We start from the raw sequence: 13,692 nt of genomic DNA, 5'->3' as shown, positions 1-13,692 counted from the left end.
GCGGTTGCCGCGACGGCCAGTGACTTCTTCTTCACTGCGACCTCAAGTGGATGCGGGGGGACGGGGGTCGGAGAGCGGTTGCACCGTGGGGGGGGGATCGCAGGTTACTGGCCGGTCACCGGTGCCGGGCAAGACCCGTGCGTGCCTTACTTGCCGCGTACACGATTTCTTTACGACTCCGCGCCCACCGGGCCGCCGGCCCTCCTCGGCGCGCGCAGTACGCGGAGCACGTGGCCGGGCGACATCAGCCGGGCGGGCGGCTGGAGCATGTGGGCCACCGCCGGGAACATCCGGCCCAGCACGGGATCGACGGAGGCAGCCGCGCGGTAGCGGGTGAGGTACCGGTCCAGCAGCCCGTCGGCCGGGCCACGCCTCCCCTCCGCCTCGGGGAAGCGCAGATCGCCGCCGGCGGCCAGCAGCCACGGGGTGTCGACGACCCTGGCGGCGGCGCGGAAGAAGCGCCGGGGCAGTGCGTCGGCGTCCCGGTCCCGGGCGAGGAGCGCGCGCAGCACGATCGCCTGCTGGGCCGCCGCCGTCATGCCCTGGCCGTAGCCGGGGTTGAAGCTGCACAGGGCGTCGCCGGTGACGAGGAAGCCGCCGGGGTGGCGGTCCAGCTTCTCGTAGTGGTGGCGCGCGCTGGCCGGATAGCGCATCCTCACCGGCTCGTTCAGCGGCTCGGCCGTGCGCAGCACCTCGGCCACATCCGGTCCGGGCAGGGTCTCGGCGTATGCCGGCATGCCCGCCTCGTCGGCCGGGGGCTCCTCGCCCAGCAGGCCGAAGAGGACGACCGCGAACCGGTCCTCACGCTCCGAGACGATGGCACCGCCGCGCGGCAGTCCGGGGAAGGGCACCAGCGCGACGCCGCTCCGGCCGCCGATGTGGTGGGGTTCGCGCCGGAAGTGCCGGGTGACGTAGACGACGTCGGCGCGCACCCGCGTCTGCCGCGGCCGGGGGTACCCGAGCTCCTCCAGCCAGGCCGGGGCCCGCGAGCCCCGGCCCGAGGCGTCGACGACCAGGTCGGCGGGGATCGTCTCCTCCCCGGGCTCCCCGGCACCGCCGGCGCGCGGGCGCACCCGGACTCCGGTGACCCGGCCGCGGTCGGGCCCGGTGACCGGGCCGAGCGCCTCCGCCCTCTCCCGGATCGCGACACCGGGGAGCGCCGCGACGCGCGCGCGTACGTGGTGCTCCACCTGCGGCCGGCTCGCGCCGTAGGAGATGACCCCGGAGGGTGCCGGGTGCAGGAGGTGGCCGTCGAGGTACCAGTGGGCCTCGCCCTGGGTGTCCGCGCGGGTGGCCCCCGCCGCGAGCAGCTCCCCCAGGAATCCGGGGAACAGCTCCTCCAGCGCCTGCGCGCCGCGGGCGAGCAGTACGTGGAGTTGCCGGCCCTGCGGTACGCCGCGGCGCGGGGCCGGGTCGGCGGGGAGCGCGTCCCGGTCGAGCACCGTCACCCGCTCGTAGGCGTCGGCGAGGGCGCGGGCCGCCGTCAGGCCCGCGAGGCCGGCGCCGATCACCACGGCGTGGGACCGGCCCGCCGCCCGGGCGGGTCGGAGAGTGGGGGCCATGGGCGAACGAGGGTGGTCCAGGAGGTCGCCGCGGTGGACTCCCAGCGGCTGACCGCCACCGGCGCGGGCAGCGGATAGGGCACGTAGGGGCGGGCCAGTCCGCGGCGCCGGGCGTCGTCGGCGACGACCACGTTGCCCTTGCGGTCGATGATCTGCACCGGCTGGTCGGGCAGGACGTCCGGGCTGCCGGTCCACACCGTCAGCGCCAGGGAGCCGTCGTCGCGGCGCACCACCAACCCCGGCTGCCGCTGCGACGGCCCCGGGTGCGGCTGCCGCACCGACCCCGCCCACCGGCACTCCTGGCCACAGCACGCGCTGCCGCACGAGCCGTCGGACGGACCGCCGGACGGACCGCGAGGCGGTGGCGCCTGATGCTGGTCACCGCGGCGATGGCCGCCCGGGAGGTCTCGGTCGCACCGGCCACCATCCGCAAGTGGGTGCAGCTCGGCCGCCTCGCCCCGGCGGGACGGCAGGGACGCGCCCTGCTCTACCGCCTGGAGGACGTCTTCGCCGCCGAACGCTCCGCCCGCCGGGCCGGCCGGTGACCCGCCGGCCCGGCGGACACCTCCCCGTACCCTCCGGTCACCGTGCCGGGAGGCACAGACCGGCTGCGGGAGCCGTCTGCATGAGACCGCCCAGGCCGGCCGGGCTCGGCGCCCCGGGAGCTCCGGCTTTCGGGAAGGCACTCGGGCGGCGGGCACGGCGGGACGGGGACGCGCCGCCGTGCCCGCTCCCGCGCCCCGGACACCACCGGACACCGCCGGACACCGCCGGACGCCGCCGGACGCCGCCGGACGCCGCGACGAACGGGTGAGGCCGGGTTAGCGGGCGGTGAGCGGAGGTACTCGGAGTGCTGACCCATGAGGGGAGCGCGACGACGATGAACACGATGCAGCGGATGGACGGACACGAGCGCGGGCACGGGCCCGGAGAGGAGCACTCCGTCGGCGAACTGGTGTCGCGGGCCACCGCGCAGATGTCGCAGCTCATGAAGGAGGAGCTGCAGCTCGCCAAGATGGAGATGGCCGAGAAGGGCAAGCGGGCCGGTATGGGCGGCGGCATGCTCGGCGGCGCCGGGGTGGTCGCGCTGTACGCGGTGGGCGCCGGTGTGACGGCCGCGATCGCCGGTCTGTCCGTGGTGTGGCCGGTGTGGCTGTCCGCCCTGGTGATCATGGCGGTGCTGTTCCTCGTCGCCGGGGTGCTGGCGTTCCTGGGGCGGCAGCAGATGCGCAGGGCGACGCCCGCCAAGCCCGAGCGGGCGCTGCGGGGCGTGCACGACGATCTGGACGAGATCAGGGGAAGGGTGCGGCGATGAGCGTTTCGAGGGACACCAGGGAGGCGGAGGTCCCGGACACCCCGGGCATCCCCGTCGACCCGGAGACCCCCGCCGAGCTGCGTGAGCGGATCGACCGCACGCGCCGGGAGCTGGGCGACACCATCGAGGAGCTGACGGCCAAGGCCGACGTCAGGGCCCTGGCGCAGCGCAAGGCGGCGGGCGCCGTACGGGCGGGCCGGCGCAACGCCGTGCCGCTGGCCGTGGCGGGCGGGGCCGCGCTCGCCATCGCCGTGGCCGCCGTGGTGCTGCGGCGGCGGCAGGTGCTGCGGCAGCGGCACCCGCTGCGCCACGACCCGCGGATGCCGGCGTCAGTCCGCCGCCTTGTCAAGCGTATGGCCGCGTGAGGCGTCCGGGTCCGAGTCCCGATCCGGGGCCCGGTCCCGGTCCGGGCCGGTGCGGGCGGGCTCGCCTCCGCGCCGCTGCCTCCTGAGCCACCTGAGGCGCCTGAGCCGCAGCCGCAGCGAACGCGGCCACTTGGTGGTGTCGCGCGGCTCCACGTACGGCTCCTCCCCCTTCGGCAGCCCGTCCGCGTACGCCCGCCGGCGGGCCAGCTCGGCGTCCAGCTCCAGACCGAGCAGGATGGCCAGGTTCGACAGCCACAGCCAGACGAGGAAGACCACGGCGCCGGCGAGGGTGCCGTACGTCTTGTTGTACGAGCCGAAGTTCGCCGTGTAGACCGCGAAGCCCGCCGAGACGGCCAGCCACAGCAGCACGGCCAGTACGCTGCCCGGCGCCATGCGCAGGCCCCGCAGCCGGGCGTTGGGGGCCGACCAGTACAGGATGCTGATCATCGCCGCGACCAGCAGCACCAGCACCGGCCACTTGGCGACCGACCACACCAGCAGCGCCTGGTCGCCCATGCCGACGGCCTTCCCGGCCTGCTCGGCCAGTCCGCCGGTGAAGACCACGATCACCGCGCTCGCCACGAGCAGCACCATCAGGGTCAGCGTCACGCCGATCCGCAGCGGCGTGAGCTTCCACACCGGGCGGCCCTCGGGGATGTCGAGGACGCGGTTGGCCGCGCGGATGAACGCGGCGACGTAGCCGGAGGAGGCCCACACCGCGCCCAGCAGGCTGACGACCGCCACGAAGCCGCCGCCACCACCGCGCTGGATCTCGCCCACCGTGTCGCTCAGGATCTCGCGGGCCGGGCCGGGCGCGAGCCGCTGGAGGTTCTCCAGGATGTACTCCGTCGCCGTCTCGCCGACCGCGCCGAGCAGCGAGACGAGCAGCAGCAGGGCGGGGAAGATCGACAGCACGCCGTAGTACGTGAGGGTCGCCGCCCGGTCCGGGATCTCGTCGTCGAAAAACTCCTTGGCCATGCCCCGCGCGACGGCCCACCACGTCTTCGCCATGGTCCTGAGGATTACCGCCGCGGGCCCGGACATGTGCCGGCCGGGGGCACGGCTGGGTAACGGCGGGCCCGGCCGGACGCGCGCGGGGCGCGGTACGGACGGTGTCTCCCGTCCGTACCGCGCCCCGCTTACGGGCCCCGCGGCCCGTACGTCACAGGATGCGGGTCAGCCGCGTTCCCACGTCCGGTTCGGCCATCTCGCCCCGGACGGCGACCGGGACCTTCACCTGGCCCGGCCCGCTGCCGACGGTCAGGGTGCCGACGGTGTCGCCCGGCGCCGCCGTGTGCGGCACGCCCTTGCCGCCGTCGGTCAGGGCCAGCTCCACCTTCAGGCCGGACCAGCCGACCGCCGAGACGTCCTCGGTCGCGACCACCTGCGTACGGCCGCCGAGGCCGTCGTCCACATAGCCCACCACGTCGCCCTTGGCGACGATCTTCTCCGACTTCAGGACCTCCTGCGCGGAGATCAGCAGATCGCGGCTCTCGGCGACCACCGTGTCGATGATCGACGGCTTGTGCTGGCTCATGACCGCGCCGACGATCAGCTGCGTGGTGCCGCCGACCTCCTTCTCCCCCGCGAACAGCAGATTGCCGCCGGCCGCGGTGGTCGTGCCGGGTTTGATGCCGATCGCGCGGTTGTACGGGACGAGTCCGTTCCAGTTTCGGTGGTTGACGCCGTTGCGGTCCTCGTACGAGGGCTTCTTCACGATGTCCCGGAACGCCTCGTAGTCCATCACCTTCTTACCGAGTCTCACCTGGTCGGCGGCCGTGCTGACGGTGTCCTTCCGCAGCCCGCTGGCGTCGGTGTAGGTGGTGTTCTCCATCCCGAGCTCCTCGGCGGCGGCGTTCATCTTCTCCACGAACGCCTTCTCCGAGCCGCCGGAGTCCCAGCGGGCCAGCAGCCGCGCCACGTTGTTGGCGGAGGCGATCATCAGGGCGTGGAGGGCCTCGTTGAGGGTGATCTCCTCGCCCTCCTCCACCTCGACGGTCGACTCGCCCTGGGCGCTGAGGCCCGCGTCCTTCTCGGCCTGCGCGTCGACCGGTATCTTCGGGCCCTCCTCGCCCGCCTTGAGCGGGTGGTCGCGCAGGATGACGTAGGCGGTCATCACCTTCGCCACGCTCGCTATCGGCACCGGCTTCTCCTCGCCGTACGAGCCGAGGGACCCGAGCCCCTCCACCTCCAGGACGGCCTGGCCCTCGGGCGGCCAGTCCAGGGCGGGCTCCTCGCCCTCGAAGGTGTGGGTGGCGGAGGCGGTGAGCACCAGCTCGGGGGCGGGCAGCGGGCGCATGAGCTGCGTGACCGCCAGAACGATCACCAGCAGCAGGACCAGTGGCGACCAGATCTTGATCCGCCGCAGGGCGACCCGCACCGGGGTCTCGGGCGGGGCGGGCTTGTTCGTCAGCTCGGCCAGCAGTTCCAGGGGCCTGTGCGGCGGCAGCGGCTGCTGCCTCGTCCGCTCGGCCTCCGGCAGCTCGGGGCCCGGCGTGTGCGGCGGCTGCTCGGGCGACACGACGGCCGGGGGCACGCGGGGGGCGTCGGCGGACCGCAGCGGTACGAATCGGCTCGTCCGCTCGGCCTCGCTCTCCGCCGGCTCCGCGGCCTCCGCGGGGGCCTCGGTCTCCTCCGGCTCCCCGGTCTCCTCGCGGTCCTTCGAGACCGGTTCCTCGGGGGCGCTTCCCGGAAGCACCCGGGACATCGCGGTGGTCCGGTCGACCGGCCGGCCGGTCCCGGCGTCCTCGTCGTCCTCGTCGTTCCCGCCGTCCTCGGCCTTGTCCCCGGGGGTGCGGAACACCGCCGTCGCCTGATCCACCGGCCGGGCCTCGGCATCATCGACGCCGGCGTCGGCGTCCTGGGAAGCCCCGCCCCCGTCGGTCTCCGCCTCGGCGCCGGTACCCTCGTCGGCTTCGTCGGTCTTGTCCCCGGTCTTGTTCCCGGGAGCCCGGAAGACCGCCGTCGCCCGGTCCACGGGCCCGGCCTCGGCCGCGGGCCCTCCGGTCCCGGACTCCCCACCGGCGGGCCGGTCCTCACCGGCGGCCTCCGGCTTCCCGGCCTCCTCCGGCTCCGGCTCCCGCGCCTCCGCCTTTGCCTCCGCCTTTGCACCGTCCTCGGCGGAACCGGCCGCTCCGGCCGCTCCCGCCGGGCCGTCGCCGTTCGGCGAGGGCTCCTCGCCACCGGCCCCGGCCTCGTCCCCGGGTGCCTCGTACAGCGCCACGCGGGGATCACGCCCCCGCTCGGGAACCGTTCCGGCCTCTCCGGTCGTCTCCCCCAACGAAGTCTGCCGTTCCGAACTGTCGGGGGACTTGCCCGCCACCTATGCCTCCTGCTTGGTGTCGCCACTCGTCATATCAGTAAACAGTGTCCTGAACGCCGGTCCTCTCCCGGCACTCCGGCCCTGTTTCGCGGCCGCGAGGGCCCGCTAAATTGCCAGACGGTAACGACATACCTACCGGTTCCATGACAAAGCACTCAGGCACTCTCGACAGACCTCTGTGAGAGGGGTCACCCTGTCATGCATCCACGCGGGGAGGCATGGATGGGCAGGAGCCGCAGAACAATTCCGGAGGAGCTTCTGCTGCTGGCCCTGGACCCGGCAACGGGAACCACGGCGCAGCCGCAGTCGCTCGACCTCGGCCTGGCCGGGGCCCAGCTCGTGGAGCTGGCTCTCGCAGGACGGATAGCCCCTGACGGGGATCGCATAGCCGTGGTGCTGCCACGGCCGACCGGAGATCCAACCCTGGACTCCGCACTGGAGCTGCTGCGCAGGCGCGGCAGCCCCGTCCGCGCGGTCCACTGGATCGGCGGGCCCAGACTCGGGCTACGCCAAACCTATCTCACACACCTGGAGCGCTGCGGCATGGTCCATGCCGTATCCAGCCAGATGTGCGGGGTGTTGCCGACGACTCGCTACCAGGCGACGGAGACGGCCGTGAGCCGGGAGATCAGGGCCCGGCTCGACAACGCGATCCGCACCGGCGTACCGCCGGACCCGCGGACCGCCGCACTCGCCGCGCTGGCCCACGCGGTCGGCCTCGGCAAGCACCTCTACCCCGGCAACGAGGGACGGTCATCCCGTTCCCGGCTGAGGGATCTGATCAGGCACGACCCGATGGGCGGCCTCGTCGCGCACGCCGTGATGGACGTGCAGAACGGCGCGGGCGCGCAGCCCCGGCGCACCGCTCCCGGCAGGGGTGCGGGCGGGCCGGGAGGCGGGCGGGCCGCGACGCGGGCCACCGCGCCGCAGTCGCTCGCCGGACAGGCACGGCGGGGCGGGATGGCCCGCGCGGGCGCCCGCTGACCCTGCCGCACCCCCACTCGGCGGACACCCGGCGGATTTCCCGAACTCGGCCGAAATCCGCTCTGTCGGCCGCGAAGCGCGGGGTGGCGGTCCGCACTCCGGGACCGGAGTGCGGACCGCCACCCCGCGCGTGCGTGTGCACACCCTGTGTGGCGGTTTTCCAGCGCGAACGCGGTCGTTGGTGGCAATCTGCTGCAAGAGCGGTCCTATTGGCGTAAGCGGAGGTGTGCGCACCGTGGCATCCAGTGTCAATCCCACCGTCAGGCGGCGCCGGCTGGGTCAGGAGCTGCGCCGGCTCCGTGAGCAGAGAGGCATGACGGCCGAGGAGGTCGCCGACCGGCTGCTGGTCTCCCAGTCCAAGATCAGCCGGCTGGAGAACGGACGCCGCAGCATCAGCCAGCGCGACGTCCGCGATCTGTGCGGGGTCTACGACGTCGACGACCAGCGGATAGTCGACTCGCTGATGCAGATGGCCAAGGAGTCCAGACAGCAGGGCTGGTGGCACGCGTTCGGCGACATCCCGTACAGCGTGTACATCGGGCTGGAGACGGACGCGGCGTCCCTGCGCGTGTACGAGCCGCAGGTCATGCCGGGGCTGCTGCAGACCCCTCGGTACGCGGAGGCCGTCGTCGCGGGCGCGCTGCCCGAGGCGTCGGCGGAGGACGTGGAGAAGCGCGTGCAGGTGCGGCTGCGCCGGCAGGAGCGCATCCACGACCGGAAGAGCCCGCTGCGCCTGTGGGCGGTGATCGACGAGGCCGCGCTGCGCCGGACGGTCGGCGGAAAGCAGATCATGCGGGACCAGTTGGAGCACCTGCTCGAACTCTCCCGGCTGCCCCATGTCACGGTGCAGGTGCTGCCCTTCGCCATGGGCGCGCACCCCGGACTCAACGGCCAGTACGCGATCCTGGAGTTCCCGGACGCGGCGGACTCGACGGTGGTCTATCTGGAGGGCGTCACCAGCGACCTCTATCTGGAGAAGGCCGGCGACGTGCACAACTACAGCGTGATGTACGAGCACCTGCGGGCGCAGGCCCTCAACGTCGAGCAGACCCGGGAGTTCGTCGAGGGCATCGCCAAGGAGTACACCCAGGGCTGAGACCGGCGCACCAGCGGCGCACGGGCGGCGCCGGCGCGGGCGGCACGGCAAGTTACACCTAGCGGCGTGTCGATGTGAAGAGCTGTTTGGAATATGCCATCCGGTCGAGTGAACGGCGTTAATGGAGGCCCCGGTTGAGGGGTACCGTCTGCCGCACGCCGGGCCCAACCGGCTATTTTCACCGTCTGGGAGAAAACGGAGAAGACATGGCAATCCGACAGGGCATGACCGACAGGTGGACCAAGTCCAGCCACTCCGCCGGGAACGGGGCGTGCGTGGAGGTGCGGTCCCCGGAGCCGCGGGCGGTCGCCGTGCGCGACTCCAAGGTCCCGCAGGGGCCGTCGCTGGACTTCGTCCCCGGTTCGTGGACGGCGTTCGTGGGAGCCCTCGGCCAGGGTTCGCTCGCCCGGCGCTGACCGCTCCCGCACACCGCACGACGCACCACGGCGGCGCCGTGCCTCGCGGTGCCGCGCGGCACCGCGACCGAAGCCCTCTCGACTGGTTCGCCGTCCCGGCCGAGGGGGTTCGGTGCTTCCCGGGCCCCGCACGCGGGGCCCGGTTCCGCGCGTGAGATCCGGTTCCGCGCGGGGCCGGGCCCGGTCAGGCGCGCGGGTAGCGGGTCAGCCAGCCCGGTGAGCCGGCCGGAGTGGCCGGGCTGTGGAGGGCCGGCCCCTGGGTCATCTCCATGGCGAAGTCGTCGGCCAGCTCCAGGATGGTGGCGCGCCCCTCCAGTTCGGCGACCCAGTTCGGCGGCAGGGCGGTCTCCCCGTGCATCACGCCCAGCAGATTGCCGCAGACCGAGCCGGTGGAGTCGGAGTCGCCGCCGTGGTTGACCGCCAGCAGCAGACCGTGGCGTACGTCCTCGGCCACCAGCGCGCAGTACACGCCCATCGCCAGCGCCTCCTCCGCCGTCCAGCCCTCCCCCAGCGACTCCACGCGCTCCGCGCCCGGCAGCCCCTGGCGTACGGCTCCGAGCGCGTGCTTGAGGGCGTCCGTGGTCTCCTCGTGGCCGGAGTGGGCCGCCAGGTGGGCCAGGGCCCGCTGCACCGCGACGTCCAGGCTCTCGCCCCGGGCGACGGCGTGGACGATGACGGCGAAGGCCCCCGCCGACAGGTAGCCGGTGGGGTGGCCGTGGGTCTGGACGGCGCACTCGGCGGCGAGCCGGAAGACGAGTTGCGGCTCCCAGCCGACGAGCAGACCGAAGGGCGCGGAGCGCATGACGGTGCCGCAGCCCTTGGAGCCGGGGTTCTTCGGGGCCTCCAGTGTGCCCATCCGGCTGTCGGCCAGTCCGGTCAGGCAGGCGCGGCCGGGTGCGCGCTGCGAGTACAGCCACTCCTGGCGGGCCAGCCAGCCGTCCTCGGTGCGGCGCTCGTCGGGGCCCCAGTCGCGCTGGGTGACGGCCCAGCGCAGGTGGGCGGCGTGCACGTCGGTCGGTGGGTGCCAGGCCCCGGTGTCGCGCCGGACATGGGCGCGGATCAGGCCGTCGACGGTGAACAGGGTCATCTGCGTGTCGTCGGTGACGGCGCCGCGCCGCCCGTAGGCGGGCACGTAGTCCGTCACCCCCTGGACGCCGTGGGCGGCCCGGATGGCGTCGAGCGAGTCGAACTCGACCCCCGCTCCGAGCGCGTCGCCGATCGCGCCGCCGAGCAGGCAGCCCCGTACCCGGCTGCGGAAGTCCTGCTGCTCGGTGCGGCCCCAGATGCCGCCGCCAGATGTCGCGGTCACCGTGCCGTCCCCTCCCGTTCGCCCTCGGCTCTCGTCCGCTCTCGTCCGCCCCGGTCCGTTCCCGCCAGTTTCGGACCGCACTGTAATCGACGGTGCGGAGGCGGAAGCGGCCCGGAGGCGGACGGGGGCCGGAGATACCGGGAAGACGGCCGGAAGTCGCCCCGTGCCCGCCCGTTCCGGCCCGCCCGTTCCGCGGAGGCCCCGGGCGCGCCCCGGTCCTCAGTCCTCCAGCACCGGCAGCAGTTCCGGCAGGCGCCCGTCGGAAGCCTCCGCGGCCCGTACGCGCTCCCCGGGAACCTCGCCGTAGGTGGTGGTGCGGGGGCGGGCCGGGCGCCCGGCGGCCTCGGCGATGGCGACCAGGTCCCGGACGGATCTGTACGAGCCGTAGGAGGAGCCGGCCATCCGGGAGATGGTCTCCTCCATCAGCGTGCCGCCCAGGTCGTTGGCGCCCGAGCGCAGCATCTCGGCCGCACCCTCGGCGCCCAGTTTGACCCAGCTCGTCTGGATGTTGGTGATGTGCGGGTGCAACAGCAGACGGGCCATGGCCGTCACCGCGCGGTTGTCACGCACCGTCGGCCCGGGGCGGGCGATCCCGGCGAGGTAGACCGGGGCGTTGGTGTGGACGAACGGCAGCGTCACGAACTCGGTGAAGCCGCCGGTGCGCTGCTGGATCTGCGCCAGCAGCCGCAGATGGCCCAGCCAGTGCCGGGGCCGGTCCACGTGCCCGTACATCATCGTCGAGGACGACGGCAGGCCCAGCTCGTGCGCGGTGGTGACCACCTCGACCCAGGTGGCGGCCGGCAGCTTGCCCTTGGTGAGGATCCAGCGCACCTCGTCGTCGAGGATCTCGGCGGCCGTGCCGGGGATGGAACCGAGCCCGGCCTCCTTCGCCGCCGTCAGCCAGTCCCGCACCGGCATGCCGGTGCGGGTGGCGCCGTTGACGACCTCCATCGGGGAGAAGGCGTGCACATGGATGCCCGGCACACGCTCCTTCACCGCCCGCGCGATGTCGAAGTACGCGGCGCCCGGCAGGTCCGGGTGGATGCCGCCCTGCATGCAGACCTCGACCGCGCCGACCTCCCACGCCTGCGCCGCCCGGTCGGCGATCTGGTCCAGGGAGAGGGTGTAGGCGTCGGCGTCGGTGCGGCGCTGGGCGAAGGCGCAGAAACGGCAGCCGGTGTAGCAGACGTTGGTGAAGTTGACGTTGCGCGTGACGATGTAGGTCACGTCGTCGCCGACGGTGTCGCGGCGCACGTCGTCCGCGATGCGGCACACCGCGTCCAGGGCCGGCCCGTCGGCGTGGAGCAGCGCGAGGGCCTGGTCGTCGGTGAGGCGGGTGGGGTCGTCGGCGGCGGTGGCCAGGGCGGCGCGTACGTCGGCGTCGATCCGCTCCGGCGCCATGCCGGGCGCGGCGCTCTCGCGCAGCGCCCCCCAGTCGCCGTAGACCTCGTCGAAGTCCGCGCGGCGGTCGGCGGTGCGGCCGGTGGTGTCGATGGTGCGGTGCAGGTCGGTGCGGCCGGCGGAGGTGGTGGTGAACGCCTCGTCGGGCTCCTGCCAGGGGCGGCCGGTGACGGTGACGCCCTCGCGGGCCAGGCCCGTGTCCGGGTCGGCCAGGGCGTTGACGTGGGGCAGCAGCCTCGGGTCGAGCCAGGGCTCGCCGCGGCGGACGAACTCCGGGTAGACGGTGAGGCGTTCGCGCAGCTCGAAGCCGGCGGCGCGGGTGTGCCCGGCGAGTTCGCCGATCTGGGGCCAGGGGCGCTCGGGGTTGACGTGGTCGGGGGTGAGCGGGGAGACGCCGCCCCAGTCGTCGATCCCGGCGCCGACCAGCAGCGCGTACTCCCCGCCCACCAGGTTGGGCGGGGCCTGGATGCGGGCGGCGGGACCGAGGACGTGGCGGGCGACGGCCACGGCGGCGGCCAGTTCCTCCAGTTCGGCGTCGGGCATGCCGCGCATGGCGGTGCCGGGCTTGGCGCGGAAGTTCTGCACGATGACTTCCTGGACCCCCTGGTAAGCCCGCTGGACGCGGCGGATCGCGAACAGCGACTCGGCGCGCTCGGCGTACGTCTCGCCGATGCCGATGAGGATGCCGGTGGTGAAGGGGACGGACGAGCGCCCCGCGTCCTCCAGTACCCGCAGCCGGACGGCCGGCTCCTTGTCGGGCGAGCCGTGGTGGGGACCGCCGGGCTCGGACCACAGCCGGGTGGCGGTGGTCTCCAGCATCATGCCCATGGACGGGGCCACGGGCTTGAGGCGCTGGAAGTCCGTCCACGTCAGCACCCCGGGGTTGAGGTGCGGCAGCAGGCCGGTCTCCTCCAGCACCCGGATCGCCATGGCGCGCACATAGGCGAGGGTGTCGTCGTAGCCGTGCGCGTCCAGCCACTCGCGGGCCTCGGGCCAGCGGTCCTCGGGCCGGTCGCCGAGGGTGAACAGCGCCTCCTTGCAGCCCGTCGCCGCTCCCCGGCGGGCGATGTCCAGCACCTCGTCCGGGGAGAGGTAGGGGCCGTGCCCTTCGCGGCGCAGCTTCCCCGGCACGGTGACGAAGGTGCAGTAGTGGCAGCGGTCCCGGCACAGTCGGGTGAGCGGGATGAAGACCTTGCGCGAGTAGGTGATCACACCGGGGCGGCCGGCCGCCCCGAGGCCGGCGTCCCGTACGCGGGCGGCGGACGCCGTCAGGTCGGCCAGGTCCTCCCCGCGTGCCTGGAGCAGCACGGCGGCCTCGGCCTCGTCCAGCGCGACCCCGTCACGGGCCCGCCGCAGGGCGCGGCGCATGGCGTTGGCGGTGGGTGCTGCCTGCCCGCTCGACGAAGTCATGGAAGCGAGCATACGAGCGCCCCCGGCGTCGGCCGGAAGGCGGGGACGGGGGTGTTCCCCACACCTTCTCCCCACTGCCGCGGCCTCTCCCGCGTCCTCGCCGCACTCGCCGTCATGCGGTATCGGCCCAGTTGTCCACAGGCCCTTTCCGCGCCCGTCACGTACGCGTGGGAAAGTGCCCCGCGTCACATCCGAGGCGACAGGGCAGGGCTTCCACGGACCGGCGCGACGTACCGAGGCCGTCCGCTGCCGCGGGGGCTGCGAGCGCGCCCGCACTCCGGAGCGCGGGCTTCGCGCACGCGGAGGGAAGCGGGGGCGGGGACGGAGCGCCGAGGTGCGCCACCCCGTCCAGGGCGGCGGCGCGGGGCTGCCGGGTCCCATGGCGGCGACGACCAACCCGCCGTGGCTGGGGCGCGCCGAGAGGCGGAGGCGCCGCCATTGGCCAACTCCTTTGCCCGACGAGGAATTCGCTCCACCACCGGACATCTCGCCATCTGTCGGGTCATCAGTTG

Annotated in this window: 12 protein-coding genes; 6 read left to right on the top strand and 6 right to left on the bottom strand. The window is 73.8% G+C overall.

Annotation, left to right across the window (positions count from 1 at the left end):
• Nucleotides 1–170: 170 nt before the first annotated feature.
• Together ACGRHY_RS16155 and ACGRHY_RS16150 are read right to left on the bottom strand one after the other, a co-directional pair.
• Nucleotides 171–1,562, bottom strand: a complete 1,392-nt coding sequence (locus ACGRHY_RS16155; protein WP_394636037.1) for an FAD-dependent oxidoreductase — start codon at nucleotides 1,560–1,562, stop codon at nucleotides 171–173.
• Nucleotides 1,508–1,840: a hypothetical protein gene (locus ACGRHY_RS16150; RefSeq protein ID WP_394636036.1), complete on the bottom strand. Its 333-nt coding sequence runs from the start codon at nucleotides 1,838–1,840 to the stop codon at nucleotides 1,508–1,510. Before ACGRHY_RS16150 ends, ACGRHY_RS16155 begins: the two co-directional genes overlap by 55 nt.
• 93 nt (nucleotides 1,841–1,933) lie before the next feature.
• On the opposite strand from ACGRHY_RS16150, the gene ACGRHY_RS16145 reads away from it, so the two are divergent.
• From ACGRHY_RS16145 to ACGRHY_RS16135, 3 genes are all read left to right on the top strand, one after another.
• On the top strand, nucleotides 1,934–2,107 hold the full coding sequence (locus ACGRHY_RS16145; RefSeq protein ID WP_394636035.1) for a MerR family transcriptional regulator: 174 nt from the start codon (nucleotides 1,934–1,936) through the stop codon (nucleotides 2,105–2,107).
• 335 nt (nucleotides 2,108–2,442) lie between these two features.
• Nucleotides 2,443–2,877, top strand: coding sequence for a phage holin family protein (locus ACGRHY_RS16140; protein ID WP_394636034.1), 435 nt, complete (start codon nucleotides 2,443–2,445; stop codon nucleotides 2,875–2,877).
• Nucleotides 2,874–3,242, top strand: coding sequence for a DUF3618 domain-containing protein (locus ACGRHY_RS16135; RefSeq protein WP_394636033.1), 369 nt, complete (start codon nucleotides 2,874–2,876; stop codon nucleotides 3,240–3,242). Before ACGRHY_RS16140 ends, ACGRHY_RS16135 begins: the two co-directional genes overlap by 4 nt.
• On the opposite strand, the gene ACGRHY_RS16130 is transcribed toward ACGRHY_RS16135, so the two are convergent.
• Entirely contained in the window at nucleotides 3,207–4,286 is a 1,080-nt protein-coding gene (locus ACGRHY_RS16130) for a YihY/virulence factor BrkB family protein (protein WP_394636032.1), read from the bottom strand. The genes ACGRHY_RS16135 and ACGRHY_RS16130 overlap by 36 nt on opposite strands.
• A gap of 118 nt (nucleotides 4,287–4,404) precedes the next feature.
• Nucleotides 4,405–6,465 carry a serine hydrolase gene (locus ACGRHY_RS16125; protein ID WP_394636031.1) on the bottom strand — a complete coding sequence of 687 codons (2,061 nt, stop codon included), beginning with the start codon at nucleotides 6,463–6,465 and terminating at the stop codon, nucleotides 4,405–4,407.
• A gap of 321 nt (nucleotides 6,466–6,786) precedes the next feature.
• On the opposite strand from ACGRHY_RS16125, the gene ACGRHY_RS16120 reads away from it, so the two are divergent.
• From ACGRHY_RS16120 to ACGRHY_RS16110, 3 genes are all read left to right on the top strand, one after another.
• Complete coding sequence (locus tag ACGRHY_RS16120) at nucleotides 6,787–7,548, top strand: GOLPH3/VPS74 family protein (RefSeq protein WP_394636030.1); 762 nt, start codon at nucleotides 6,787–6,789, stop codon at nucleotides 7,546–7,548.
• A gap of 235 nt (nucleotides 7,549–7,783) precedes the next feature.
• A complete protein-coding gene (locus ACGRHY_RS16115) occupies nucleotides 7,784–8,644 on the top strand; it encodes a helix-turn-helix domain-containing protein (RefSeq protein ID WP_394636029.1) in 861 nt (286 codons plus the stop codon).
• 206 nt (nucleotides 8,645–8,850) lie between these two features.
• Complete coding sequence (locus tag ACGRHY_RS16110) at nucleotides 8,851–9,060, top strand: DUF397 domain-containing protein (protein WP_206346953.1); 210 nt, start codon at nucleotides 8,851–8,853, stop codon at nucleotides 9,058–9,060.
• A gap of 184 nt (nucleotides 9,061–9,244) precedes the next feature.
• On the opposite strand, the gene ACGRHY_RS16105 is transcribed toward ACGRHY_RS16110, so the two are convergent.
• A complete protein-coding gene (locus tag ACGRHY_RS16105) occupies nucleotides 9,245–10,369 on the bottom strand; it encodes an ADP-ribosylglycohydrolase family protein (protein WP_394636028.1) in 1,125 nt (374 codons plus the stop codon).
• Nucleotides 10,370–10,588: 219 nt separating this feature from the next.
• Nucleotides 10,589–13,180, bottom strand: coding sequence for a bifunctional FO biosynthesis protein CofGH (locus ACGRHY_RS16100; protein WP_394636027.1), 2,592 nt, complete (start codon nucleotides 13,178–13,180; stop codon nucleotides 10,589–10,591).
• Between the last annotated feature and the right edge of the window lie 512 nt (nucleotides 13,181–13,692).

This window comes from Streptomyces shinuiensis (assembly GCF_043660855.1).
In the GTDB taxonomy this organism is placed as follows: Bacteria; Actinomycetota; Actinomycetes; order Streptomycetales; family Streptomycetaceae; genus Streptomyces.
Note: the sequence above shows the minus strand (reverse complement) of the source record. Positions and strands in the feature narration are given on the sequence as shown.

Coding starts and splice junctions, on each gene's coding strand:
- ACGRHY_RS16155 (WP_394636037.1), bottom strand. CDS start 1,562: ATGGCCCCCACTCTCCGACCCGCCCGGGCGGCGGGCCGGTCCCACGCC.
- ACGRHY_RS16145 (WP_394636035.1), top strand. CDS start 1,934: ATGCTGGTCACCGCGGCGATGGCCGCCCGGGAGGTCTCGGTCGCACCG.
- ACGRHY_RS16140 (WP_394636034.1), top strand. CDS start 2,443: ATGAACACGATGCAGCGGATGGACGGACACGAGCGCGGGCACGGGCCC.
- ACGRHY_RS16135 (WP_394636033.1), top strand. CDS start 2,874: ATGAGCGTTTCGAGGGACACCAGGGAGGCGGAGGTCCCGGACACCCCG.
- ACGRHY_RS16130 (WP_394636032.1), bottom strand. CDS start 4,286: ATGTCCGGGCCCGCGGCGGTAATCCTCAGGACCATGGCGAAGACGTGG.
- ACGRHY_RS16120 (WP_394636030.1), top strand. CDS start 6,787: ATGGGCAGGAGCCGCAGAACAATTCCGGAGGAGCTTCTGCTGCTGGCC.
- ACGRHY_RS16110 (WP_206346953.1), top strand. CDS start 8,851: ATGGCAATCCGACAGGGCATGACCGACAGGTGGACCAAGTCCAGCCAC.
- ACGRHY_RS16100 (WP_394636027.1), bottom strand. CDS start 13,180: ATGACTTCGTCGAGCGGGCAGGCAGCACCCACCGCCAACGCCATGCGC.